The sequence below is a fragment of the Bradyrhizobium sp. AUGA SZCCT0176 genome (assembly GCF_018130145.1).
Lineage (GTDB): Bacteria > Pseudomonadota > Alphaproteobacteria > Rhizobiales > Xanthobacteraceae > Bradyrhizobium.
Genome location: NZ_JAFCMB010000035.1, coordinates 22,489 through 43,984 on the forward strand (window position 1 = coordinate 22,489; position 21,496 = coordinate 43,984).

A 21,496-nucleotide genomic window follows, 5' to 3' on the forward strand; every position below is an offset into this window, starting at 1 on the left:
ATAAATCCACCGCTCAGACCACGAAGCCGTAGAGAAGAATTTGGCGCGCAACTGCGGTAGCGGTGAATGCGCCAGTTGTGATCAATTCGCCGAAGAGACTCGTTCCGGCCAGCTTGAAATCTTGCTGATCGGAAAATTGCGTCTTGATGTAGCAAGCCGCTCCGAGATCGGCTGGCGTCCCGAGTGCGAGCGTCCCGCGATACGAAGGGAGGTCAGCAGATGCGAGGGTCCAAGCGGCATTATCGGCCTGGGCACTAGGCGGCGTGACGTTGTAGAGGGCGAGCGAATAGCTCGTTTCTCCGGAGATGACCGCCGTCTGATCAATCTTGATGACTGCAGAGACGATGCGGATCAGCGCGCCTTCCGGGACGATCCGCCCGACGCTGTCGGTAAATGCGAACTCCTTCGCAACGGAGACGATGTCTCCGGCACCGTAGGCTGCTGCGGCCGGCGTAAACGTCGCCGACGCAGAAATACCGGTGCCGACGATGAACATACTCTCCGTCATTGCGGACTCCTAAAAGCGAGGGGCTACTTGCGGCGCGCGTCTTTGTCTTTATGCGGGCGCCGGTCATGAGATGGCGCCACTGCAGTCTTTTCCGGCTCCGGCACCGGCGCCGTCGTCTTCTCGACGACGGGTTCAGACTCGCGCTGTGGAGTGGCGACGGCGCGCTCCACCTTCTCGACGGGGCCGTGTGGCACCGCCGAGCCGGAGGAAACCAGATGCTCGCCATCTTCCCGGTCCAAGATTTCTCCGGCATTCCAGCCGCCGTCCGGACCGGCCTTGGTCGTCAGCATTCTGACTTTCATTGTTTTGGCCTTTCGACTTACGCGACAGTGTCGCTGAACGGAGTCGCCTCGTTGCCGCTCTGGCTGACGACGCCGCGCACGGCCCAACGGTCGGCCGCGATGTCCTCAAATTCCACCCAATCGCCGCGCGTCACGCCGCCCATGGTGGTGCCGTTGAGCGTGAACGTGTCGTCGGTCGCTGCGGCCTGCCAGCGCAGGGTAGTGGTGACGCCGCCACCATCGTTGCCGATGATGCAGCCGGTCATGATGTCGGCTCCGGCGACGGACTTGATTACATAGCTGGAGGTGTTGACCTCATCCACAACGAAGCGGTACCGGCCACCGCCGCCGGTCGCTGCCGGGAGCGTGAGAGTTACCAGTGCATTGCCGCCGGCCTCCCGCAATAGACACGTCTTGCCCTCGTGCAGAGCTTCCGTGATGGCGCCGGTTTCGGTGATGACCACGATCCGCGACGACACGTCCGCGACGCGCGCGATCTCCGCGATGGTAGCGGTCTGCCCGTTCGCGACTTCGACGCCATTAGCGATGATCGAGCCACCGGTTTCGACGGTGATGACACCGCCAGATGCGACGACAAGCTCGTTCCCGCCCTGCTTGCGGTAAACGAGGGGTTGATAGGTAGCATCGACCATGGGAATTCTCCTTTGTTGCGACAGCCCGGCGGGGCATGGTCGCCCCGCCGTTGTCTAGCGCTGCGCGCTCGGAGTGAAGTTTCAGGCGTTACGCTTCGGCCGGGCCGGCGAGCAGCGTGCTCTTCAGCAAGGCTGAATTCAGGGTCGGCTTGACGCGGCCGCTGTAGCGGATGGCGACGATGCCGAGGACGACGGCATTCTGAGTGGCCGGCGTTATGTTGCACTGGACGTACTGTTCGGTGACGTTCTCGATGTCGACCACGATTGCAGACGAGGTCAGCAGCGCGTTAGCCGCCGTCACCGTATGCGCGCTCTGGCCGGCGAGCCTGGCCATGCCGCTGGTGGAGTTGATCGTGTTCTGCTCGACGAACACGTCGACGGTTCCGGCCTCGATCAGCGTACCGAGACCAGCGACGAACAACACGCCGTCGTAGCCGGCCATATCTAGAATGGTCGACGTTCGCTTCGTGGTGCCAGCGGCGAAGTAGCCGAGCACCTGATCGATCTGAACATTCTTGCTCAAGTTCATTGGAGTGGTCTTTCCTGAAAGGGGGATGATGGCCCGGCGCGAGGCCGGGCCGTTGATCCGTTACGGCGCCAGCTTGACGCGAGCGAAGGCTTCCGCGAGTGCCGGTGCGCCGTCGCCCTCATAGCGCGCGATGAACCCCGTCTGGTTCGTCTCGGCATAGAGTTCGTACAGCGTCTGCATCTGCATGTTGAGCGCGTCCACGATCCAGTAATTGGAGAAGTCCGCGAACATGCCGACGTAGAGACCGGCGGTGAAGGTGTTCGGGGCGAACTCGCTGACCATCAGCGGGCGGCCCAGCAACGAATCGGGCTCGCCATCGCGAACCGACATGCGCCAGAGATACTGGCCGTCACCGTCCTTCAGCTTCGTGATCTGCTTCACCGCGTCGCGGTGGAACAGCCAGTCGGCCTTGGTCCAGTACTGCGCCTTCAGCTTGAACTTCGCCTCGATCAGACCGTCGAACGTGATCGACGTGGTGGTATTGCCCGTCGACACGTCCTGGGTCGTCGGAACGCCGTCGTTCGACGCGGTGAACACGCCAAGGGGACGCTGCACACCGTTGCCGGTGAGATAGTTCTTCTCCATCGTCACGCCCAGCTTGTAGGCCATGCGGCTCAGGATCAGAGTTTCGAAGTTCGGAGCCTTGCGGATCAGGGTCTTCGAAAGCTTCAGGCGCTTCGCCAGCGGATGCGGGCGGAACTCGCGCTTGCCGATCCGGAGGGAATCTTCTTCGCTGCCGGTAAGCAGTTCGGTGGTCCAGTCCCAATCTTCCGCGTCGGTGTCGAGGGTGATCACACCCAAGCTTTCCGCCTGCGGGAGTTGGGTTGCGGTGGCTCGCGATCGGATGAAGACCTGATCGTCCACGTTCTTGAGGATTCCGGCGACGACTTCCTGCGGGGGCTGCATCAAGCCGCCCTCGGTGTCAGAACCGACCTGATAGGCGCGGAACTCCTCGGAGCCCTCACCGATCAGCTTGCCGGTACGCAGCCAGTTACGGAAGCCGGCGCGAAGCTTGGCCTCCGGAGTGTCCTTGCCCTTCTCGCGGTCGCGGCGCTCGCTGTTGTCCTTGTCGGCCTGCGTGGCCGCCTGGCGCTCGGCTTCGATCGTGCGCTCTTCCGCCTCGATCTGAACGCGCAGACTATCGACGATATTGAACGCCTTCGAATGCTTTTCCATTTCCTCGGCGGACATGTCCCGCTTTTCGGTCGTCGCGATCTCGATAAGATCACGCATTTCCTTCACTGCAACACCGCGCTTTTCGCGGAGAGCCTTCAAACGATCAGACATGAGTCTGTCTCCTGTGATGACCCGTGACCACGGGCCGGGGTTGACCGCCTCCGCGGCGGATTACAGAGCGCGTGCGAGCATTTCCCGCGCGCGCAGCAAGTTCATTGGGACCTTCAACCGTTCCTGCTCCTGAAGTTTCGACTGGAACGATCGCATCTCGCGCACCGCGATATCGGTCTGCTGGTAGGCCGGATAGGTGACCGGCGAGACGTCGAACAGTCGAACACGCTTCAGCGTTCGGATCACCCGCCCCTCGTCGTCCTTCGCCCAATCCTGGCCGCCGGGCTTGACGCTGAAGCCGAACGACATTTGCGAAACATCGCCGCGCTCTATTGGCGCCACAACGAGATCGCGAACCGTCTGAGTGTCGGGAAGCTTGATCTCGATCGCGAGTCCGCGCGCGTCTTCCGACATGCGCAGAGTCTTAGATCGGTTGCGGCCAAGAACGAAATTCGGATCGTGATTGAACAGCGCGCGGACGTCGTCGGTCTCGATAGCGTCCGCGAAGGCACCCGGAGAAATCTGCTCGCGGAAGCCACCGAGATCCTCGGACAATGAGTTGAACACCGCCGCGTGACCAACGAGGCGAATTTCGCCTGCATCACGCTTCTCGATATGCAAACCCTCCGCTGCGAAGGTGCGGCGCTCGATATCCATGGCTGTTCTCCGGGAAGTCAGGCTGCGAGGCGCAGCTTTTCTTGACTCGTAATCGACGAGACGATCTGCGCGATGAACCGCGTCGCGATATCCGCGTCATGCTCGCGCGCTTGGGGTGATGTGCTGTTTGTCTTTAGGAGCACGTCCATAATCTTTGAGGCGGGCACCATGTTGAGCGGCGTAATCCGCTCATTGCCGCCTTCAACCGGCGTCATATTCATCAGTCGGCGGATTTCATTCGGCGTGGCAAGGCCCCACTGGATCATGAGGGCATACCCTTCCATACGGGTTTTGAAGTCACCGCGGAGAAGTGCGTCGATGTTGAACTCGAAATAGAAACGCTTGCGCGTGTCCGCCGACATCAGCGAGAGATTTAGCGCCTGCTCCCATGCGACGAACTTCGCGCGCATGTAATATTGAACGAACCCGATAGACTGCTGTTCAATACCGGTTCCCCAGCTCGTCGACTTCGACATCTCGCCAATCAGATGCAGCGGAACATCCCAGATGCGCGCGATCTGCGCGGTGGCCTGCTCATAGATAGGAACGACCTGGGACTCTTCGTTGTTGGCGCCGAAGGCGTTGATCTTCATTCCGGAGTGCTGAACAACCGGCTTGCCGAGATTGTTGCCGCCGTGCGTGTCGATAAACTGCTGGCGGATCGCCTCGACTTGCGGAGTCGTCAATTCTCCGGGAACCTCGATGCCGATCTTCGGCGTCGCGTTGTTCTTGAAGAACAGCGAAAGATACTTGCCCGTCGCGAGCGCGCGGCCGATCGTTTCCTTGTGGCGCGTGACGCGAGATTGCCCCTTCGCAAGGTTGAAATTCTCGGCAGGAGTATCGCGAAGATGAAGGACTTCGTGCTGCAGGAGTGTTCGCGGTGTCGAGTCCGGCGGCGTCCAGCGGTATGCGACGCCCGCTGGCGTCAGGTACGGGTGCCATTCACGCGGATGGCGCGGCTCCAGCGAAACCGGAAAGCCAGACTTGCCCGCGATGATGCGGGCATAGGCGTTGCCGTGTGTCTCGCGAAAACCCTCCATCATCGCCCGAAACTCGGCGGAGCTTTGCCAAGAATTCGGCTGATCATGCATCAGCGAATGCAACGGATGACCTACAGCACGCTCTCGCTCATCTTCCGACTTGCGCTCAAAGAGATCGAGCGGGATAGTCGCGATCGTGTCTTCGTTCAGGCCGATACAAGCATCAACTTCGGGGCACTCACGCGCGTTATCCGGGGTGACGTTCTCGCCGGCATTCGTCGACGACCCGCCACCGAACCACGAAACGAGGACCGGATCGCGAAGCGAAACGCCGGCCGTCACCGTTGAGCGCGTCGAAACCTCCGACGCAATGCGGTTCAAGATTCCCATTTACTGAATCCTACCGCAGGTAACCAGCCGCGACCGCGATCAGCACCACGCCGACAACAATCAAAGCAGCCGGCCAGGAGAATTGGGAGATACCGACACCGAGAGAAGTGAGACCGACAACGCCGATCACATCGCGCGCATCGAAGGAGTTGGCGGGTTTATCGCTCATACAAACATTCGCCCAGCATCTATCATTGCACCAAAATCCGGACCCTTAACCTTGCGGTCTCTCGACTTGAGGCCACACATCATCGTCAAAGCCGCGGCCGGATCGATGCGGAACCGAGCCTTATCCTTGTCCAACTTGCGATTGCCGGCCGGGTCCATAGTCGCGACAGCGTTTGCCATCGCCCATGTGAGGACGGGGTTCGACGGATGGATCAGGTTTCGCTCGATAACCTCCAGCTCCAGCGCGTCGATTGCCGGAGCCATGTCTTTGAAACCTTGGCCCCACGGGATCAAGCGAAGGCCGGTACCCTGCTTTTCTTGCCCTTTGTCTTCCCAAGCCGCGAGCCCGATGCGATCAAATTCCCGCAGCAGATCGGCGATGCGCCAGCGGTCGTATGCGAGTCCGAGAACTTTATAGGCCTGAACCAGTTCGGCGATCTTATTCGCCACCACCGCTGGGTCGATTGACCGCCCTGGCGAATGAAGCAGATGGCCGTCCTTATGCCACTGCACGTAGCGAGAATTGCCCGACCCGAAGTCGCGGTCGCTGTGATCCTTCAGAAGTTCTTCCGGCTTCCAGATGAAGGGCCGGACCTTCGTTTTTTCTCCAGCACTACCCATGACGAGCGCTGTAAGGTCGACCACCGCCGACATATCCAGCGCCAGATAGACCTCTTCCTTCTCCGCGAAGTCCGCAGGCCCGACACAGGCCATCCATTCTTTGCGAGATATCAGCGACGCGATCGGCGCGACGCGCTGGTTCAGATACAGATTTCGGAATTTCGGCTCTTCCGCCGGCATCCGCTCCGCTTTATCCGCGATCGCCTTGAGATCAGCGAGCGACCTGAAGTCGCCTAGAGCCGGGTTCGCTTTCTTCCAAACCTTCGGATCGAAAATGTCTTTGCAGTCTTCCGGCACTTCGTAGAGATGGCAGACGATGCGCGGGTCCTTGGCACCAGTGCCGTCATCAATAAGCTTCGACAGAATATGTTCTGGATCGTTCGATTGCGTAGAGATGACCACAAAAAGCGGGTCAGCACGGGCACCAAACGAGGTATCCAGAACGTCGTAAAGCTCCCGGTTCTTCGCCTGCGCCAGCTCGTCGAAGACAACGAAGGTAGGATTCAGACCATGCTTCGTCCCGCTCTCGCTGGACATCGCACGATAGAAGGAGCCATTCGAGTAACATGCGATCGTTTTCGTCGAGTCGACGCATCGCAGGATTTCATTTAGCTCCGGATCAGCCCGGACAATCTGCGACGCAACCTTGTAAACAATAGCGGCCTGCTCTCGATCGTTCGCGGCCGAATAGATTTCACCGTTCTGGATCGACTCCGGACCTATCAAGTGCGTGAGCACCAGCGCGGCGATCAGCGCCGTCTTTCCGTTCTTTCGAGCGACCGAGAGGATGGCCCGGCGCACGGTTCGCAGACCGTCGGCCATGTGCGGTTCGTAGACGTCGCGGATGAAACGCTTCTGCCACTCGCGCAGCCTGAATTGTCCGCCCTGCCCTTCGCCCGACGGTACCCTTAGCTGCTCAATGAAGGCGATGATCCGGTCTGCCCGAGCAGGCCTGCGAATTTGCTTTTGCGCTGCTTTGCGCCTGGCAGTTTGAGCGCCGCGCGGCTTTTTGGATCGAGCCCGAGCCGGTCGCCGAGGCTTGCCATCAGCGCGGCCTGCTTGTTTAGGATGGCCAGCCATGGACTTTGCGCCTCGGCGCCGTTGTCGCCGACGGTGATGACGTGTTCGAAATTGGGATCATTGATCGTATGGGCCGCCAGCTTGTGCAGCGCCCAGGCAGTACCGAACGCGGAGAGAAGGAAACTGTCCAAAGCCGAATAGATGTTCGCCGGCATCGACTGCTTGATGACTTCGATGCAGCCGCGCGCGTCATCCGAGAGATGTTCAGGCACGAAAGGCTCGCCGAGAGCCTCGATTCCGCTCTCTTCGATCACGCGCTTACTGGGGTTTCCCTCCAGTTTTTCGAGCGCTGCCAGCTTAGGCTTTGGTCCCCTCTTACCCAAAACAGACCCCCGACCTCAAAACTAGCGGAATTTAGATTTGCAGAGTGCCGCCGGTCTAGGAGCGAAAGGCTCCAGAGATTTGACCCGCCCCCCGGTAGGGGAGAACGAAATAAAATTTCATTCGCGTTCGATATTATTTTATCTCGACAGGCCAACCATCATCATCAATGGTCTGCCTTGCCTTACCACCACGCTCTATGCGCTGCTCATCCACATCATGGCAATCAGCGCAGCTTGAGCTTAGGTTCTTCGGGTCCCAGAAGAGCACAGGGTCACCCTTATGTGGCGTGGTATGATGGGCAACCGATGCTGCTACTATCCTATCCCTTGATGCACAGCGCTGGCATAGTGGCTGCTTGGCTAGCTGTGCTGCACGTAGGGCCTGCCACCTGGCAGTACCGTACCATGCACGCCATGGATTCTCAGCCTTACGCTTGGTGTCGTATTCCCTATTCCGCTGCCTGCGCTCCAGTGGCTTAGGCAGGGTGCACCATGGGAGCGCTATCGAAAGGTGCCTCAGGATCAGCATGATCCATAACAAGATCATCTTCTTCCCTTGGTGCCGCTAGACCGAGTCTCTCGCGACGAGCACGGAAACGCTCCTTACGATCCTGCTTTGGTGAGAGCGTGAATTGCAGGACGTCACCCATGCATGGGCCTGAATTGTTGCCGCTGCCTTTCGGCGCGCTCGATCGACAGCGGAGATGATGGTTCAAGACGCGGCGCGCGGCCCACCATGTTGGGCCAGAAGTCCCGTACTCGACGGGGCGGAGCGAACAATCGGGAATTCAACCCGAAAATCCCTCGGCTGAGAAATTGAGCGCTATTTGATTTGCCACAATTCGGCAACTGATTATTGTGGTTGTTCACAGGTTGCCCTGCTCTATGTTGTGGATTCGACTGTGCGGCAGGATCAGCTTGGCATTGTCGCGCAACACGACGACACGCCCGGATCCCCGCTGCTGAAGCATCTTGCCAATCCATTCCTCGCCCAGCGGCCCGTCGATCCGAACCTCTTTGCCCTCCTCGAACTCAACTTCAGGCTTGCCGGACAGACGCGCAGCCTCCTCTGCAGCCCGCTTCGCCATAAGGCGCTGATGGCTCTCGAATGCTGACGCGTCTTCCCGCTTCAGCCTGTCGACATCCGCGCCGGTGAGGCCCGCCGGGTATCCGTTGATCTTCAGGAAATCCCGAACGCCTTTAACCCGACGGACACCGTCGAAGTCCCATTTGCCCGCATCGAACCGGACGAAGTCGTAACCTGGGATCATCGCCCGCGCTCGATGCTCATAGACCCGACGGCCGTTCTCCATGCGGTTGGTACGCTGTGGCCGGTATTCTGCCGGGCAGAATGACTCGTATCCGCGGACGTTAAGGGCGATCGAAACCTGCAGCTCGACGTTCGGCTCGCAAAGGACGATATGCCAGCCCGAGTTGATGATCTCGCGCGCCGGCGCTTTGTACTCTGACGCAAGTTCCTGTAACGCATTCACGCTGCATTCTCCTCTGCCGGCGCTATGCGCTCTCCGGTTGCTTCGTCGTACCCAGGCGGAATTGCGATCTGGCTGAAGAAGCCGCAGCGCTCAACGCCATCCTGCTCGAATTTCAAGATGACGGGCGGCCGCACCCTGCGCGTTTGCGCATCGTGGATGAACGCCGCCATTTCGTTGGTGGTGTGGTCGATGAAATGCCACGCCGACGTCATGTCGTACCCGGTGGCGGGATCAATCTGAGCGTCGACCAACACCTGCACCGGGCATCGGCAGCCGGTCATCCCCGGCTCTGGCCCAGCATGACGAGACCATTGCGAGCGGTTCGCCTTGAAGCGCTTCACGGTCGACCGCCAATCAGCGTCGCTCAGCGGTACCGGCTCCAGAGACGGCGTAAACTGCCCCTTCGCGTGCTCTTCCCGGACCGCCGCATCGCAGTAGGACAGCGATTTCATATCCAGCTTCTTCCGCAGGATTGGCGGCACCATTCGTGAAATCGTTCCCATGGGGATTCCGTCCAGCAGCCATGTCCGGATGATCGACGTGTCAGGCACCTTGGGCCGGTTCACGCATTCCGCGATGAACGCAGCCTTCAGCAACCCTTCCTGCTTCAAACCAATTTCATCAAGCTCGCGCGTGTCTGCTCTGCTCTGCTCTGACTCTGTTTCTGCTCTGCTCTGCTCTGGGGCCGTTTCAGAAACGGTTTCTGAAACACTACCTGAAACGTTTCCTGTAACGGTCGGTGAAACGTTTCGATGTTTGTCCCGGTGCTTCTTGACCCGCTCCGTCGACGAGTCCGACTTGAACTGTCGCTTCGTCCAGTTGTGAGGAACGAAATGGTCGCCGACTTGGTCAATCAACCTGGCCTTGACCAACTTCGTGATAAACTCGGCAGCCTTGGCCTCCGGGACCCGCAGGCAGAGCGCCACGTCGTCGATCGGTGGCAATACCCCGTCATTCTTGGAGGCTACGCACAGCAACGCCACCCACTGCCAGCGCAAAGCCTCCGGCAGCTTCAGTATCTTCGGATTGTCGATGCAATCCTCGTTTATGCGCAGCCATCGGCTCATGCGGCCATGCCTTCGTGAACGGAGTTAATGACGTCAATCACAAGTGCCGGAGAGCAATCGAACCAATCCCCGCGCGTCCTGCGCGGCTCAAGTATGGCTAAAGCCAAAGCCTCCGCCGCTGCCGCATCAAACTGGCAACGAAGTTCAACCCTGTGAGCAAGGTACAAGTCCCGCCGCCTATCCTTTCGGTGCTGGCCTAGCCGCCTTACCGGATGATTGGAAATGCCGACCTTGACAGGGTATCCACCGCTACGATCGGCGACGACGTACAGCCAGCAGGACCCGCAAACGGAGCGTCCGCATGGTTGGCATTGCCTCATGCCGCCCGTTCCTTTGCCTTCTCGCGAGCCAGCCGGCGGCCTCGGGATATCAAATACCTGGCCTCGTCCTCTTCGATTTGGAGCGTCTTGGCCACGACGTGCGCTCTCTCACCGCGTTTGTTAACGCTGGCGATCTCTGCCGCGATGCTGGCCTTTAAGTCGTGCATAGCGTTTTCGATTGCCTTCATGCATTCCTCTCCCTTGCTTGAGCCATCCGCTTGCGTACTCGTGCGGCCTTTTGCGCGCCCTGCTTCCAAATGGAGCCTCGGCAGGCGCGACATGTCGTAAAAGGTGCCAACCTCGGGCTTTCGCAGCCGTTCACGCACCGCAGGACGTTTGCCCCGCGCGTTTCACGTTGCGTTTTGTAAGCTGTTGATTTGCCTAGCTGGCCCGGTGGAATATGTGCCGTCATTCACACCCCCTGCCTATTTTGCCGTTGTCCCTGTCGTCGACGAACTCCTTCCAAGGCCGCCAGCCGTTCGGGCAATGGAAGCCCCAGGTCCGCATGGTCGGCCCCGTGATGAACAGCGACCAGCATGGCCCGGAGGTGAGTTCGACCCGGTGCGCATAGCGCGGCCGGCGAAACTTGATCGCGCCTGCCGCGAATTCCTTCTTCTGGTTGACGCCACCGGCGGCAATCGTGTGCTCAGTGTATTTGCCGTCCAGCAGGATCGAGCAGTTGAGCCACGGGTGATCGTGCAGGGCCCTGTCGTCGTCGCTGCGCAGGAAGTGATGCAGATAGACGTTGAAGAACCGGTTGCGCGGAATGACCCACCAGCGCCGCATGTAGGGTGCTTCGGCTCCGCCGATCAGGAAGTCCGGAGGGCGCGAGTCCGCAATGCGCTTGAAGAACGGAAACAGCGTCATGCTGACACCTTGCAGATCAGCGAGCCCCACCGGGGGCAGATCGAAGCGTGGCGCCGGCGCGAACGTCCGGAGCCCACCTGAATGATCACGTCGTTCTTGACGGCGCGGCGGTAAACGGTGCCCCAAGCGCGTAGCGTGGGCGGCTGGGGCTCATCCGCGAGAATGGCCGCGTCGCTGACGTCTTCCGAAATGAAGCTGTCGTGGCGCTTTGCGAACTCGACGAGGAACGCATAGGCGCGGTCGTTCCAGCCGACGTGCGCGTCTTCGACGTGATCCGCTGCCAGCTTCATGCCGGCGTCGCGCTGTGCTCTCGATTCCGCGAGTTCGAAAAGGTCCATCACGCCACCTTCCGAAGGTCGCGCTGATACCTGCGAATGCGCATCTGAATGTGGTGCGCGCGCTCCGCCTGGGTCATCTGCTTCGGCGGCTTCAGACGCTCGGTGCAGTTCGGGCAGTAGCTGGCGCCCGGAAGCGTCTCGTTGCCGCAGGCGAGATAGTCAGGACCTGGCGGCTCGTCTGCGATGAACCGGCACTGGTTAGGTGAGAACTCCATCCAGTCGCGAAGATCGCGAGTCGGGATGCGCAAGTCGCCAACGAAGTCCGGCGGAACGATCGGGGCTGGAGCTTCCATGATTATCCTCGCTGTGATTGGTTTGCCGCGGCGCTTCGCGTCGTAAATTCTTTGCCGTTCGAGCCTGCGAATTCTGGCCTCTGCTGGGTCCATCCGCGGCTTGATGGTCTTCGCTGACAGTCCGAGCCGATGCGCCTTCCCGATCACCGCGTTTCTCGTAATGCCCATTGCGGCCGCGATCTCGCTGCACGTCTGATCGCCATCCCATCGGCGCGTCAGTTCTTCGATGTGCTCGTTTGTCCAAACGAGGTCTGGCCTATACGCCATGCTGCGCCACCAACTCAGCGTGCAATTCTTCTTTTAGCTCGTTGATGACGCCACTGATTGTTTCGTCGACCTGAACTAGACGCTCCATCTTGCGCACAGCATGCAAAACGGTCGTATGATCCTTGCCATTGAAGTGCCGTCCGATCTCTGGAAGAGATTTCAGCGTAAGCGTCTTGCAGAGGTACATCGCGACCTGCCGCGGCACGACCAGATCTTTGGTGCGGCGCATAGATAGGAAGTCGATGCGCGACAGGTTGAACTTTCGGCAGACAGCGCGCTGTATGTTCTCAATACGCAACCCACCACCGCTAACCGTCAGCTTCTCGAATACCTCACGGACTTCGGCGATCTGCGTTTCGGTGACGACAACAATCTGACCGTTGCATGCCGTGACTTCGATCGTGGTATCGTCTGTTTCGAGGTCGACTATCTCGATCGTCTTGACCTCCGGAGGAGCCTCCGCCACCGGCGCGCGGTAGGCCCGCGCCTCGATCCTGGCCAGCCGCTTACGCCTTGCTTCAGCGAACTCGCGGGCTGTTACTGTGGTTTCTGAAACCGGATCGTGAATGGCTGCGTGCATGGTCCCTGCCCTCAGTTGGAATTGCGATTGCCGCCCATCGCGGACCTATTGAGGGTTCGCAATTGAATGACGCGCTGTTCGGTCTCCGCCGCGACGGTGTCGATATCGCGAGCTTCAGACGGCGTCCGAACACCGTCCGCGTCGGCGGCGTATGTCTTGGTGAGGAGTTCACTCGCGCCCTGAACGACATTGACGGCCGCCTGTGCGAGATCAGCGGCGGCCTTGGCGGCCTCGCGTGGCACAAGCTCGAAACCCAGTTCATTCGCCCACGCGCGCAGGATCACGGGATCGCCCGCGGCCTTGTCGAGTTCGAATCCAACATCGACCGGTGCGAATTCCGGGGAGTCGAGGTTGCCGTATCGTGAGAGCCTGGGAGCGTCGACGCGCACCACATCGGCTGCCGCGTTCGGCCCTCCGGCCATCTTCACCGCGCGCCGAACCGCGGCCTTCAACGCAAACTGAAAATCTGAAAAAGGTTTCACAACGTTCCCCGTTCTCTATTGCGTTGCCGCAGTCCCGCGCTCTTGCAATTAGTTCCGTCATGGAACGCTACGCAGACGAACTCAGCTCGATCTCGCTCATCGCCACGACGCGTAATGTTCTGGAATTTTTAGGTGTGACGGCCGCCACCGAAGTTCTCGTGTTCGACGCGAATTCTCCGATGACGACCGCCTGGCTCCCCGGTGGGGGATCTGCAGCGACTGTCATCTGCCGGGCTTGGACCCGCACGGTCGCCGAAGATGAAAGGGGAGCGTCGACCACCGTTTTGGCTGGGGGCGGAGCGTCGGTGGTCGACGCATTCTCACCAGACGCGATACATGCTGGTGGAATTTGAAATGGTGCCCGCAGCAGGGCTCCGAAGCCTTTTGCGAAAATTTTACGCGATCCCACTTTGGAACAGCGTGCAACACCTCGTTCAAATTTTCCGCTATCTGGAATTAGGGTTGTTCGCACGACTAAAGTCGTGCTGGAATGCCTTTCCGCCGTTTGGCGTTGGGGGCATTGATGAAGAAGATACCGGAGATTTTTTTTACGACTGTGCGGAAGGTCGAACCGATTGGCGGAGACTGTGTGCGGTTGTATTGCAGCGTCGAGCGCAACGGCGCGTGGGAGGACCGGGTCACACTGGAGATGCCTATCGCCCAACTCATCAAGAACACGAAGTTCATTACCGAAGCGGCAGCCGATATCACCGCCGAGAAGCAAATGGCGATCGTCGACGAGGTGGACTATTTGCAGACGCATTAGGCCACCCCCCGCTGCTCAGGTTTGGCGAGCGCCGGCGCCCTCATAAAGTCGGCTTCCGTGACGGGAATCCCTTCAGCGCGACAGTGATCGAGCAGCTTCAGCGCATCGGCGTGTGGAATCACTCCGCCGGTGCCCCCGCGGCTGGCAGGTTTTGCCCAGCGATAGACGCGGGAAAGGCTCTTTCCGGTGATCGCGGCTGCCTTGTCGACGCCGATACGGTCCAGTATGGATTTGGCGGGCTGCATGTGCATGGCCGCCATTTTTGCGATAATCGCGATTTACAGTCAAGCTATTTTTGCGATTGTCGCGATATCTTTCGTCGCGATATTCGCGAATAATAGATATATGAACGACTTAGATATGCAAAATCGGCGCTGGCTCGCAATGAAGCTGCAGCGCGCTCCCAGGGGAGTGAAGGGAGAGGTCGCCAAGGCGATCGGTAAGGCGCCAGACGCTGTTACGCGCATCATAAACCTGTCCGGCAAGGGCGAGACCCGGAATATCAGCGTCCCCGAGCTGCATGCTCTGGCTAAGTATTTCAACGACCTACCGCCCGGCCTCATCGGCGCGCGCGAAGTCCCACCGCCCCCAGAGCGCCGCGCGCGCGAGGTCGTTAGGGTGCCCCTGCTCGATCGAGTTTCGGCCGGAAGGCTGAAGGCGCCGATATCGCAGATCCCCGGGGAAGACGTGCCTTTGCTGGCCTTCGCGGACCTTGGCCGCGGCGATTTCTTCGCGTTGACCGTCGAGGGGGATTCGATGGACAGGATCGCCCCCGACGGCGCTACCATTGTCGTGAACCAGGCAGACCGGCAGCTTGTCGCCGGCAAGCCCTACGTCATTTCCGACCGCGGAGCCGTGTCGTTCAAGCTCTGGAAGCCATCCCCTCCCCGCTTTGCCCCCTGGTCGATGAACCCGGCGCACGAGCCGATCTACGTGAAGACGAAAGAGGCCGCCGAAAAGATGGTGATCGGCCGCGTTAAACGTGCTGTCGTCGACCTTTAGGAGTGCGCCAATGCGCTTGCTGTCAGCGGTGTTTGCCATGTTGCTTCTCGCCGGATGCCAAACCGACTCAGGCAGCAACACCGTAAGCGTGGCGCCTCCGCCCGACGCCAGGGCTCTGATACTTGCAGCGAAGGGATCGCTCTGGAAAGACCCTGAGAGCATCAAAAGCGCAAGTATCACAGCTCCGCGCCGGCACATGGGCATGATGTGGCACGTCTGCGTGCGATCGAATGCGAAAAACAGCTTCGGTGGTTATGCCGGCGAGAAGGATATGCTTATCGGGCTGTACGACGACAGCCGGCCGCCCTCGATCCTGATGGCGGACGCCGCGGGCTATTGCGACTTCCCTCACGAAGAGTTTGCCGAATTGAACGGAGACTTCCGACCGCCGGCACCAGCCGCGAAGACTGGTAAGCGCGGTTAGCGCCGTCCTCCTATGCCATTGATCAATTTTCGATAATCGCGACTTTGCGATTGTCGCGAATTTTCGCTTGACTAAATTTGCGATTATCGCGAATATCTCTCCACGCTCAGGCAACCAGCCGGGCGCCGGGAGACCGCAATGCCCTCCGCCGTTCGCCGCACTAAATACGCAGCCGCCACCGACGCGATGGTGTGCCTGATGCTCGATATCCGCGGGCGCGCCCGTGAGAACTCGCTGCAGGCTTACAGCTACGGCCTGAAGAAGGTCGTCAACCTTCCCCGGAAGCTGATCGTAATCGAGACGCCAGACGCGCGCCGCTGGGCCGCGATCTCCGTACCGCGCTGGCTGATCAATCGCGAGATGCTTTGGTCGAAGCCCGACTTGCCGCCGATCATGAGCGCGTTCTGCCGCGATCGTTCTTACGACATGCGAACGCCGACCATGATCCGCGACGAAGGCGAGCGAGCCTTGGCGGAATACATCGCCAGTCAGCAGAACAAATACCGGCTCCTGCCTGGCCAGCACCTCAGCAATCACAAGTTCGATCGCTTCTCAGGGAATGCATTCGCATGAACAAGCATGTCGCAACAGCCGAAGTCGTCCCGTTCCGCCGCCCGCTCGAAGCGGTGCCGCGCGCCGAAATCGTCAGCACTATGGCGATGCACTTGGTCGCCGCGATCCTGCATGACGACCTCGATGTCACCAACGACATCGACGTCATCCAAACGCTTCTGAATACGCCTGAGCGATTTCAATCCCGCGTGGTGCTGAACCACATGGACGACGCTAAGGCCGAAGCCGAACAGACCATCATTGCAAAAGAGATGGGGGATATTTGATGGACTTCGCCCTTGGTTTTGGACTGTACCTTCTCGGCGTTATTAGCGGCTCGCTCGTCTGCCTTGCGATCCTCTCGGATCGGCCGCGATACGATCTGCACACCAGCCCCGATAACGTCGAAGCCAGAGCGCGGCGCGTCCAATGAACTTGCGCCAGCGCTCACCCAGGCAGCGAGACGAGAAGCACCTTGCGTTCGTTCGGACGCAGCCGTGTTGCTTGCCGTTCTGTAAGCGCGAGGCCGAAGCCGCGCATCTGCGCATGGCGAACCTTCCGACCGGCAAGGAGTTCACCGGTCGCGGAAAGCCTGACGATAAATACACGGTGCCGCTCTGCCCCTATCACCATCGCATCGGCATCGACTGCCAGCACAATTCGAATGAGCGTCTTTGGTGGGAGTTGCGCGGCATCGATCCGTGGCCGATCGCGGCGTCACTCTGGATCGCGTCCGGCGGCTTCGAGCGAGAGCTTGAACCGAAGCGAGCGCCACGGCCCCGCAAGATCAAGGCACGCAAGCCGCCAGAGCAACGCCGCAAGATCCCCGCCGGTCGTCCGCTGCAGTCGCGCGGGTTCGAACGGAGGCCGGCATGATCCGCCGCCACGAACTCCCGTCATGGATAGCCTACGCGATAGCAGCGCTCATTCTGTTGCCGGCTGCGTTCGTTGTGCATCCGCTCGTATTCGCATTCGTGTGGGCGGTGTTCTGGCTATGGGTTGCGGCTGAATGCTTTTACCGCGTGGATCGGCCGAGGGATTCGGCGGTGTTGAAGGGATACGACCGATGACGGATAATCGATATTCCACTGCCACCAAGCAACTCATTGACGCCGCGTTCCGTCACGCGGACGGCATCACGTCGCAGCTTGCAAAACCAGATTGGAAGCCGGGCCGGGCACACCTTGAACAGGCCAGAAACTCAATAAGGAAGCTGGCGGACATGCTCGATGCTGCCCAAGCAGCCGCGAAACCATGCGCCGAGGGCGCGCGGCTATCAAATTGGCTCGCTGAATACAGCCACGACCTGGCGGAAGATGGAGACCTTGATCAGGAAGCCGCTGAGATCGACCGTGCAGCGCAGTGGATTGCTAACCACCTCACCGCTCTCGCTGAAAGCAGAAGCGAGCCAATTGGCCCCCAAGCAAGCGCATCGCGCCGTTCGAAAGAACTCATCGGGGAAGCTGGGATAGCGTCCAGCCCGCAAGACGATACCGCGCTCTCCTCCACGCAAAGCGGAGGCCCGGCAAAATGACTGACGGTCGCATGGCAAAAGGACACTGCGCCCAATGCGGATGCAAGCGGCCGGAGCTGGGCTGGTACGGCGTGGAGTACGATGACGAATTCGAGAAGCCAATTCGTTTCTGGTGCTTGCCAGCCTGCATGATCAAATGGAACGCGGAAAATCCGCAAACCACTGGTGAAATGATGTCTCCGGCGCAGTCAGGAGGTGCGGCGTGACTGCGGCAGATGCAATCCAATGGGCGATAGCGTTCGGCATCTTTTCATTCGGCGCGATGGTGCTGTCGCTTGCCGTCAGCTTCGCCTCAATATTTTGGAAGAAATAAGTGAATGTCCTCGATCTCTTTTCCGGAATTGGTGGTTTCTCCCTCGGACTTGAACGAGCGGGAATGCGAACCGTCGCGTTCTGCGAGATCGAGCCGCGACGACGCGCCGACCTTCGAAGGCTTTGGCCCGGCATCCCCGTTCACGACGACATCAGAACCCTCCGAGGCGCCGACGTTGGCTCAGTCAACGTCATTGCCGGCGGCTTCCCATGTCAGGACATCAGTTCCGCGGCCGATGCCCCTGCGGGAATCGATGGCGAAAGATCGGGCCTCTGGCGGGACTTTGCCCGTCTTATTGGCGAGCTACAGCCACAATTCGCAATCGTGGAGAACGTCGCCGACCTCACAGTCAGAGGACTTGGCCGAGTTCTCGGAGACCTGGCCGCGCTCGGGTACGATGCAGAGTGGCATTGCATACCGGCTTCCGCCGTTGGTGCGCCTCACCCGAGGGATCGGATTTGGATTGTGGCCTACGCCCCGGAAGTGTTCGGGGAAAAACAGTTCGGGAGTGAACCGCGCCGAATTCTATCGCGCGATGGGCTTCTCGCCCTCATCGAAGACGAAGGGCGGGGCCACACAATCCCCTCCTGGTGGGCCGCTGAACCCAGCGTGGCTAGAGTGGTTCATGGGGTTTCCGATCGGGTGGACCGACTCGGCGCACTCTCCAATGCCGTTGTGCCCCAGATCCCCGAAATCATCGGGCGCGCAATCATGAGTGCGCTTTCACTGTCTTCGCAGAATGGAGGAACCTGAAAGCAATGGAACAGCAAATTTACGAAGCCCTGACCATAGCCGCCGCGGCGGTGTGCGAAGCGCGGTGCCCCAGCAAATGGAAAACAACCGACCCGCAGCCGCACTGCGATGAGTGCCGGAAGGTCAAGGCGGCCCGATCAGCATGGATGGACCATTTCTCATATGCCGATCTAGCGGCGTCTGGCGGCTTGCCAGCGGCAGAGGGCATCGCCGGCCGAACATCGAGGGACTGAGGCAAATGGGCGCAATCAAAGATGAAGTTCGCGAACGTCTTGAAGACGAGCGCGACGCAGCAAACGAGAAGTGGCGAGCGGCATGGAGACGGCCGATGGTCTGCGACAAATGCAAAGGGACTGGCGAGATCACTCACCCCGAAGGTGGGCCGCAATATGAATGCTCTGATTGTCGGCCGCATCGACGGACTGAGCCATGAAGCCATCGAAGCATTGCTATTTTTGCGGTTCCGCGGACGTTACTTGCCCAACACCGGAACGCCGAGACCAGTGCGATGAATGGCGCAAGATTCACACGCGCGGAGGGCCGTCAGAGAGACTTCCAGACCGCCCATACTGCAAGCCTGACCAGTCCTGTTGCGATTTCATCTGCGGAAACTAGCCATGAGCTTCTACTGCCCGCGCCACCAGACGACAAACCCGAAACCCTGCAACGATGGAGACTGCGAATGCAAAAGGAAACAGTGATGAGCAGGCCGATATTCCCATGGTCTCTGTGCGACCGGGAACTAACCGAGTCGGAACGGAACGCCCAATTCGAGATGCGCATCGCTTGTCTTGCCTGGGTCGAGTGCTCGCCAGAGCGACGCCCCACGCCGGAAGCATTGGGCAAGCGGATAGCCGATATTGCCGATGGGCTGAAGCCGGACGCCTTTTGCGTGACGTGCCATAGCCAACCCAGCTTGTGTATTTGCTTGAAGGGAGCCCAGTCTGGCCCATCAGAAACCGATCTGGATTTCAAAACCCGAGTAACTGCCCATTTGCCTGAATGGCAGCGTCGTCAGTATCTCTCCCAAACCCCGGAGCAAGCGGCCGTTGAAGTCGCCCGCGAGCGAAAAGCCATGGAGTATGGCAAGTGGTACGAGAGCCTGACGACGGCAGAAAAGTGCGCCCTGCAAGGGGATGCGTTTCTCAATGACTATGACTGACCGATCATGACTTTCGATGACATCATGAGGATTGCAAAAGCAACGCCCACCGAACGGGATCAATGCGCGTGGTTTCTAGCGATGCTTCGAGCAAAGTGGATTTATGAGGAGCTTCGCCATGAACGCTAAACAGCCAAAAATGATCCCGAACCCGCTCTATTGCGAGCGATGCGAAGGGCGCGGCTATGTTGTCTACGATTCCGAGTGGGAGCCGTATGCTGTGCAGTGCACCGCGTGCGAAGACCGCCGCCCTGCTCGATCCCCACAGGAAAGCGAAACACCGTGAAATTCAACATCAACAACGAGGTCAAGGTTCGGCTGACCGAAAGCGGCCGGCGCATCCACCGCGCGCAATGGGATCAGCTTGGCATCACATCGTTCCCGTACCAGCCACCAAAGGAAGATTCGCGCGGCTGGTCTAAATGGCAGCTTTGGTGCCTGATGCGAGATTTCGGTCCGCACTTGAACAACGGGTTTGACCCGCCGTTCAAAACGGAAATCGACATCCCAGATGTTGTGGGAGGATCGCGAGAGCCATGACGCGGGACGCCGATCTTAACTTCTCCGACCTGATAACGCTGGAGGATGCGTGCAAGTTTTTCTTGCATAATAAGGTGACGGTTGCCACCTTGCGCGCCCTTCACAAATCCGAGCGTCTTGAGATTTACCGGATCGGCCGGCGGGACTTTACGACCGTCAGCGACCTTGAGGATATGAAGAAGAAATGCCGCGTAGAAGCTCCGGCCCAAAACTCTGGTACGACAAGGCGCGCGACCGCTGGACGATCAGCGACGGAAAGAGCAAGCGCCGCACAAGCTGCCGTCGCCATGAGATTAGAGCGGCCGAAAAAGAACTCCAAATCTACATAGCCGAGAAGCACACGGTTGATAATTCCTCGACGGCGATTGCGGATATCCTGATGGCCTATATCGATGAAGTCATAACGGGAAAGGTCAGCGAGAAGACCAGCCTGTCCGCCCTGAAGCCGCTGAACAAGTGGTGGGGCGACAAGTTCCTAGTGGACGTGAACGTGGCCAGTTGCCGGGCGTATGCGAAGTCGAGGGGAACGGCGCAGCCGAGCGCGCGGACGGAGATGGCCTACCTGCGGGCCGCCTTGCGCCACTGGAACAAGAACCACGCCCCGATCGTGATCCCGGAACTCACAATGCCGCCGAAGTCGCCGGCCCGCTGCCGAGTGCTGACGAGATCCGAGGCTGCCGCCTTCCTATGGGCCGCCCGCCGGTCACCGCACATCGCCAGGTTCTTTATATTGGGCTGGTACACGGGTAGCCGGAAGTCCGTCATGCTCAATCTGCGCTGGCCGATGATCGACCTCAAAACCAGGGTCCTTCGCCGGAAGCCCATAGGCGCCGTCGAGACGAAGAAGCGCGCCCCGCCCATCCCGATCGGGGACCGGCTTTACGCCCACCTGAAGCGCTGGAAGCGGCTGGATGGCAAGCGGGATCTGGTGATCTATTTCCCCGGCCGGTCGCAGGAGAACGCCATCAAGCAGAACGACCGCGGCTGGCATAAGGCCCGCAAGGCGGCCGAGCTGTCCGAGGACGTGACGCCCCACGTTCTGAGGCACACCCGCGCAACGGAGATGCTGAAGCAGGGAGTTCCGATTTGGGATGTGGCGAAGTTCCTCGGGATGACGGTCGCCTTGGTGGAAAGCACCTATGGCCACTCGATTCCCGGATGGCTGAACAATGCGGCACAGGCTCGATAATAGTACCGTAGGAGTACCAAACTAAAAGAAACCCTAGTAAATAACGGGTTTCGTGCTACAAGCAACAATATCTGCAA

33 protein-coding genes and 1 pseudogene are annotated in these 21,496 nt (G+C 59.7%); 13 read left to right on the forward strand and 21 right to left on the reverse strand.

Features of this window, described 5'->3' with window-relative positions; genetic code table 11:
• Positions 1 to 13: 13 nt before the first annotated feature.
• The 20 genes and pseudogenes from JQ600_RS35525 to JQ600_RS35620 all read right to left on the reverse strand — a co-directional run bounded on the left by JQ600_RS35525 (position 14) and on the right by JQ600_RS35620 (position 13,184).
• Positions 14 to 508: a hypothetical protein gene (locus tag JQ600_RS35525; protein WP_212490378.1), complete on the reverse strand. Its 495-nt coding sequence runs from the start codon at positions 506 to 508 to the stop codon at positions 14 to 16.
• A gap of 23 nt (positions 509 to 531) precedes the next feature.
• Positions 532 to 798 (reverse strand): hypothetical protein, encoded by a 267-nt coding sequence (locus JQ600_RS35530; protein WP_212490379.1) that lies wholly within the window; start codon positions 796 to 798, stop codon positions 532 to 534.
• A gap of 29 nt (positions 799 to 827) precedes the next feature.
• Positions 828 to 1,442 carry a hypothetical protein gene (locus JQ600_RS35535; protein ID WP_212490380.1) on the reverse strand — a complete coding sequence of 205 codons (615 nt, stop codon included), beginning with the start codon at positions 1,440 to 1,442 and terminating at the stop codon, positions 828 to 830.
• Positions 1,443 to 1,530: 88 nt separating this feature from the next.
• On the reverse strand, positions 1,531 to 1,971 hold the full coding sequence (locus tag JQ600_RS35540) for a hypothetical protein (protein WP_212490381.1): 441 nt from the start codon (positions 1,969 to 1,971) through the stop codon (positions 1,531 to 1,533).
• A gap of 60 nt (positions 1,972 to 2,031) precedes the next feature.
• On the reverse strand, positions 2,032 to 3,258 hold the full coding sequence (locus tag JQ600_RS35545) for a phage major capsid protein (protein ID WP_212490382.1): 1,227 nt from the start codon (positions 3,256 to 3,258) through the stop codon (positions 2,032 to 2,034).
• A gap of 60 nt (positions 3,259 to 3,318) precedes the next feature.
• Positions 3,319 to 3,915 carry an HK97 family phage prohead protease gene (locus tag JQ600_RS35550; RefSeq protein WP_212490383.1) on the reverse strand — a complete coding sequence of 199 codons (597 nt, stop codon included), beginning with the start codon at positions 3,913 to 3,915 and terminating at the stop codon, positions 3,319 to 3,321.
• Between the two features lie 17 nt (positions 3,916 to 3,932).
• Positions 3,933 to 5,285 carry a phage portal protein gene (locus JQ600_RS35555; protein WP_212490384.1) on the reverse strand — a complete coding sequence of 451 codons (1,353 nt, stop codon included), beginning with the start codon at positions 5,283 to 5,285 and terminating at the stop codon, positions 3,933 to 3,935.
• A gap of 10 nt (positions 5,286 to 5,295) precedes the next feature.
• Positions 5,296 to 5,454 (reverse strand): hypothetical protein, encoded by a 159-nt coding sequence (locus JQ600_RS35560; protein ID WP_212490385.1) that lies wholly within the window; start codon positions 5,452 to 5,454, stop codon positions 5,296 to 5,298.
• Positions 5,451 to 7,034, reverse strand: a complete 1,584-nt coding sequence (locus JQ600_RS35565; RefSeq protein WP_312017278.1) for a terminase TerL endonuclease subunit — start codon at positions 7,032 to 7,034, stop codon at positions 5,451 to 5,453. Before JQ600_RS35565 ends, JQ600_RS35560 begins: the two co-directional genes overlap by 4 nt.
• On the reverse strand, positions 6,983 to 7,366 hold the full coding sequence (locus JQ600_RS35570; RefSeq protein ID WP_312017279.1) for a P27 family phage terminase small subunit: 384 nt from the start codon (positions 7,364 to 7,366) through the stop codon (positions 6,983 to 6,985). Before JQ600_RS35570 ends, JQ600_RS35565 begins: the two co-directional genes overlap by 52 nt.
• 244 nt (positions 7,367 to 7,610) lie before the next feature.
• Positions 7,611 to 8,024, reverse strand: coding sequence for an HNH endonuclease (locus JQ600_RS35575; protein ID WP_312017277.1), 414 nt, complete (start codon positions 8,022 to 8,024; stop codon positions 7,611 to 7,613).
• Positions 8,025 to 8,343: 319 nt separating this feature from the next.
• Complete coding sequence (locus JQ600_RS35580) at positions 8,344 to 8,970, reverse strand: transcription termination/antitermination protein NusG (protein WP_212490387.1); 627 nt, start codon at positions 8,968 to 8,970, stop codon at positions 8,344 to 8,346.
• Positions 8,967 to 10,037, reverse strand: a complete 1,071-nt coding sequence (locus JQ600_RS35585; RefSeq protein ID WP_212490388.1) for a hypothetical protein — start codon at positions 10,035 to 10,037, stop codon at positions 8,967 to 8,969. The genes JQ600_RS35580 and JQ600_RS35585 overlap by 4 nt, the downstream gene beginning before the upstream one ends.
• On the reverse strand, positions 10,034 to 10,357 hold the full coding sequence (locus tag JQ600_RS37685; protein ID WP_212490389.1) for a GIY-YIG nuclease family protein: 324 nt from the start codon (positions 10,355 to 10,357) through the stop codon (positions 10,034 to 10,036). Before JQ600_RS37685 ends, JQ600_RS35585 begins: the two co-directional genes overlap by 4 nt.
• Complete coding sequence (locus tag JQ600_RS35595) at positions 10,354 to 10,545, reverse strand: hypothetical protein (RefSeq protein WP_212490390.1); 192 nt, start codon at positions 10,543 to 10,545, stop codon at positions 10,354 to 10,356. Before JQ600_RS35595 ends, JQ600_RS37685 begins: the two co-directional genes overlap by 4 nt.
• 220 nt (positions 10,546 to 10,765) lie before the next feature.
• Positions 10,766 to 11,224 carry a hypothetical protein gene (locus tag JQ600_RS35600; RefSeq protein WP_212490391.1) on the reverse strand — a complete coding sequence of 153 codons (459 nt, stop codon included), beginning with the start codon at positions 11,222 to 11,224 and terminating at the stop codon, positions 10,766 to 10,768.
• Entirely contained in the window at positions 11,221 to 11,562 is a 342-nt protein-coding gene (locus JQ600_RS35605) for a hypothetical protein (RefSeq protein WP_212490392.1), read from the reverse strand. Before JQ600_RS35605 ends, JQ600_RS35600 begins: the two co-directional genes overlap by 4 nt.
• On the reverse strand, positions 11,562 to 12,122 hold the full coding sequence (locus JQ600_RS35610; RefSeq protein WP_212490393.1) for a GcrA family cell cycle regulator: 561 nt from the start codon (positions 12,120 to 12,122) through the stop codon (positions 11,562 to 11,564). The genes JQ600_RS35605 and JQ600_RS35610 overlap by 1 nt, the downstream gene beginning before the upstream one ends.
• Positions 12,112 to 12,420, reverse strand: a pseudogene (locus tag JQ600_RS37125) (helix-turn-helix domain-containing protein); the annotation flags it as partial. The pseudogene JQ600_RS37125 and the gene JQ600_RS35610, both read right to left, overlap by 11 nt.
• A 293-nt stretch (positions 12,421 to 12,713) precedes the next feature.
• Entirely contained in the window at positions 12,714 to 13,184 is a 471-nt protein-coding gene (locus tag JQ600_RS35620; protein ID WP_212490395.1) for a phage regulatory CII family protein, read from the reverse strand.
• Between the two features lie 59 nt (positions 13,185 to 13,243).
• Between JQ600_RS35620 and JQ600_RS35625 the strand changes: the two genes are divergently transcribed.
• Both JQ600_RS35625 and JQ600_RS35630 read left to right on the forward strand, forming a co-directional pair.
• Positions 13,244 to 13,537: a hypothetical protein gene (locus tag JQ600_RS35625; RefSeq protein WP_212490396.1), complete on the forward strand. Its 294-nt coding sequence runs from the start codon at positions 13,244 to 13,246 to the stop codon at positions 13,535 to 13,537.
• Positions 13,538 to 13,707: 170 nt separating this feature from the next.
• The gene (locus JQ600_RS35630; protein WP_212490397.1) at positions 13,708 to 13,950 is read left to right on the forward strand and encodes a hypothetical protein; all 243 of its coding nucleotides are present in this window, start codon (positions 13,708 to 13,710) and stop codon (positions 13,948 to 13,950) included.
• Here the strand turns inward: JQ600_RS35630 and JQ600_RS35635 are convergent.
• On the reverse strand, positions 13,947 to 14,195 hold the full coding sequence (locus JQ600_RS35635; protein WP_212490398.1) for a hypothetical protein: 249 nt from the start codon (positions 14,193 to 14,195) through the stop codon (positions 13,947 to 13,949). The two genes, JQ600_RS35630 and JQ600_RS35635, sit on opposite strands and share 4 nt — an antisense overlap.
• Positions 14,196 to 14,199: 4 nt before the next feature.
• On the opposite strand from JQ600_RS35635, the gene JQ600_RS35640 reads away from it, so the two are divergent.
• The 11 genes from JQ600_RS35640 (at position 14,200) to JQ600_RS35690 (ending at position 21,419) form a co-directional block, all read left to right on the forward strand.
• Entirely contained in the window at positions 14,200 to 14,952 is a 753-nt protein-coding gene (locus JQ600_RS35640; protein ID WP_212490399.1) for a S24 family peptidase, read from the forward strand.
• Between the two features lie 10 nt (positions 14,953 to 14,962).
• Entirely contained in the window at positions 14,963 to 15,376 is a 414-nt protein-coding gene (locus JQ600_RS35645; RefSeq protein WP_212490400.1) for a hypothetical protein, read from the forward strand.
• A 138-nt stretch (positions 15,377 to 15,514) separates the two neighbouring features.
• Positions 15,515 to 15,949 (forward strand): hypothetical protein, encoded by a 435-nt coding sequence (locus tag JQ600_RS35650; RefSeq protein WP_212490401.1) that lies wholly within the window; start codon positions 15,515 to 15,517, stop codon positions 15,947 to 15,949.
• On the forward strand, positions 15,946 to 16,215 hold the full coding sequence (locus JQ600_RS35655; protein ID WP_212490402.1) for a hypothetical protein: 270 nt from the start codon (positions 15,946 to 15,948) through the stop codon (positions 16,213 to 16,215). Before JQ600_RS35650 ends, JQ600_RS35655 begins: the two co-directional genes overlap by 4 nt.
• A gap of 217 nt (positions 16,216 to 16,432) precedes the next feature.
• Positions 16,433 to 16,804, forward strand: a complete 372-nt coding sequence (locus JQ600_RS35660) for a hypothetical protein (RefSeq protein ID WP_212490403.1) — start codon at positions 16,433 to 16,435, stop codon at positions 16,802 to 16,804.
• Between the two features lie 190 nt (positions 16,805 to 16,994).
• Entirely contained in the window at positions 16,995 to 17,462 is a 468-nt protein-coding gene (locus JQ600_RS35665) for a hypothetical protein (RefSeq protein ID WP_212490404.1), read from the forward strand.
• Positions 17,459 to 17,668, forward strand: a complete 210-nt coding sequence (locus tag JQ600_RS35670; protein WP_212490405.1) for a hypothetical protein — start codon at positions 17,459 to 17,461, stop codon at positions 17,666 to 17,668. Before JQ600_RS35665 ends, JQ600_RS35670 begins: the two co-directional genes overlap by 4 nt.
• Before the next feature lie 107 nt (positions 17,669 to 17,775).
• Entirely contained in the window at positions 17,776 to 18,528 is a 753-nt protein-coding gene (locus JQ600_RS35675) for a DNA cytosine methyltransferase (RefSeq protein ID WP_212490406.1), read from the forward strand.
• Between the two features lie 682 nt (positions 18,529 to 19,210).
• Positions 19,211 to 19,690 (forward strand): hypothetical protein, encoded by a 480-nt coding sequence (locus JQ600_RS35680; protein WP_212490407.1) that lies wholly within the window; start codon positions 19,211 to 19,213, stop codon positions 19,688 to 19,690.
• 282 nt (positions 19,691 to 19,972) lie between these two features.
• The gene (locus JQ600_RS35685; RefSeq protein ID WP_212490408.1) at positions 19,973 to 20,230 is read left to right on the forward strand and encodes a hypothetical protein; all 258 of its coding nucleotides are present in this window, start codon (positions 19,973 to 19,975) and stop codon (positions 20,228 to 20,230) included.
• 184 nt (positions 20,231 to 20,414) lie between these two features.
• Entirely contained in the window at positions 20,415 to 21,419 is a 1,005-nt protein-coding gene (locus JQ600_RS35690) for a site-specific integrase (protein ID WP_212490409.1), read from the forward strand.
• Positions 21,420 to 21,496: the final 77 nt, after the last annotated feature.

Coding starts and splice junctions, on each gene's coding strand:
- JQ600_RS35525 (WP_212490378.1), bottom strand. CDS start 508: ATGACGGAGAGTATGTTCATCGTCGGCACCGGTATTTCTGCGTCGGCG.
- JQ600_RS35530 (WP_212490379.1), bottom strand. CDS start 798: ATGCTGACGACCAAGGCCGGTCCGGACGGCGGCTGGAATGCCGGAGAA.
- JQ600_RS35535 (WP_212490380.1), bottom strand. CDS start 1,442: ATGGTCGATGCTACCTATCAACCCCTCGTTTACCGCAAGCAGGGCGGG.
- JQ600_RS35540 (WP_212490381.1), bottom strand. CDS start 1,971: ATGAACTTGAGCAAGAATGTTCAGATCGATCAGGTGCTCGGCTACTTC.
- JQ600_RS35545 (WP_212490382.1), bottom strand. CDS start 3,258: ATGTCTGATCGTTTGAAGGCTCTCCGCGAAAAGCGCGGTGTTGCAGTG.
- JQ600_RS35550 (WP_212490383.1), bottom strand. CDS start 3,915: ATGGATATCGAGCGCCGCACCTTCGCAGCGGAGGGTTTGCATATCGAG.
- JQ600_RS35555 (WP_212490384.1), bottom strand. CDS start 5,285: ATGGGAATCTTGAACCGCATTGCGTCGGAGGTTTCGACGCGCTCAACG.
- JQ600_RS35560 (WP_212490385.1), bottom strand. CDS start 5,454: ATGAGCGATAAACCCGCCAACTCCTTCGATGCGCGCGATGTGATCGGC.
- JQ600_RS35575 (WP_312017277.1), bottom strand. CDS start 8,024: ATGATCTTGTTATGGATCATGCTGATCCTGAGGCACCTTTCGATAGCG.
- JQ600_RS35585 (WP_212490388.1), bottom strand. CDS start 10,037: ATGAGCCGATGGCTGCGCATAAACGAGGATTGCATCGACAATCCGAAG.
- JQ600_RS37685 (WP_212490389.1), bottom strand. CDS start 10,357: ATGAGGCAATGCCAACCATGCGGACGCTCCGTTTGCGGGTCCTGCTGG.
- JQ600_RS35595 (WP_212490390.1), bottom strand. CDS start 10,545: ATGAAGGCAATCGAAAACGCTATGCACGACTTAAAGGCCAGCATCGCG.
- JQ600_RS35600 (WP_212490391.1), bottom strand. CDS start 11,224: ATGACGCTGTTTCCGTTCTTCAAGCGCATTGCGGACTCGCGCCCTCCG.
- JQ600_RS35605 (WP_212490392.1), bottom strand. CDS start 11,562: ATGGACCTTTTCGAACTCGCGGAATCGAGAGCACAGCGCGACGCCGGC.
- JQ600_RS35610 (WP_212490393.1), bottom strand. CDS start 12,122: ATGGCGTATAGGCCAGACCTCGTTTGGACAAACGAGCACATCGAAGAA.
- JQ600_RS35625 (WP_212490396.1), top strand. CDS start 13,244: ATGGAACGCTACGCAGACGAACTCAGCTCGATCTCGCTCATCGCCACG.
- JQ600_RS35630 (WP_212490397.1), top strand. CDS start 13,708: ATGAAGAAGATACCGGAGATTTTTTTTACGACTGTGCGGAAGGTCGAA.
- JQ600_RS35635 (WP_212490398.1), bottom strand. CDS start 14,195: ATGCAGCCCGCCAAATCCATACTGGACCGTATCGGCGTCGACAAGGCA.
- JQ600_RS35640 (WP_212490399.1), top strand. CDS start 14,200: ATGGCCGCCATTTTTGCGATAATCGCGATTTACAGTCAAGCTATTTTT.
- JQ600_RS35645 (WP_212490400.1), top strand. CDS start 14,963: ATGCGCTTGCTGTCAGCGGTGTTTGCCATGTTGCTTCTCGCCGGATGC.
- JQ600_RS35650 (WP_212490401.1), top strand. CDS start 15,515: ATGCCCTCCGCCGTTCGCCGCACTAAATACGCAGCCGCCACCGACGCG.
- JQ600_RS35655 (WP_212490402.1), top strand. CDS start 15,946: ATGAACAAGCATGTCGCAACAGCCGAAGTCGTCCCGTTCCGCCGCCCG.
- JQ600_RS35665 (WP_212490404.1), top strand. CDS start 16,995: ATGACGGATAATCGATATTCCACTGCCACCAAGCAACTCATTGACGCC.
- JQ600_RS35670 (WP_212490405.1), top strand. CDS start 17,459: ATGACTGACGGTCGCATGGCAAAAGGACACTGCGCCCAATGCGGATGC.
- JQ600_RS35680 (WP_212490407.1), top strand. CDS start 19,211: ATGCAAAAGGAAACAGTGATGAGCAGGCCGATATTCCCATGGTCTCTG.
- JQ600_RS35690 (WP_212490409.1), top strand. CDS start 20,415: ATGCCGCGTAGAAGCTCCGGCCCAAAACTCTGGTACGACAAGGCGCGC.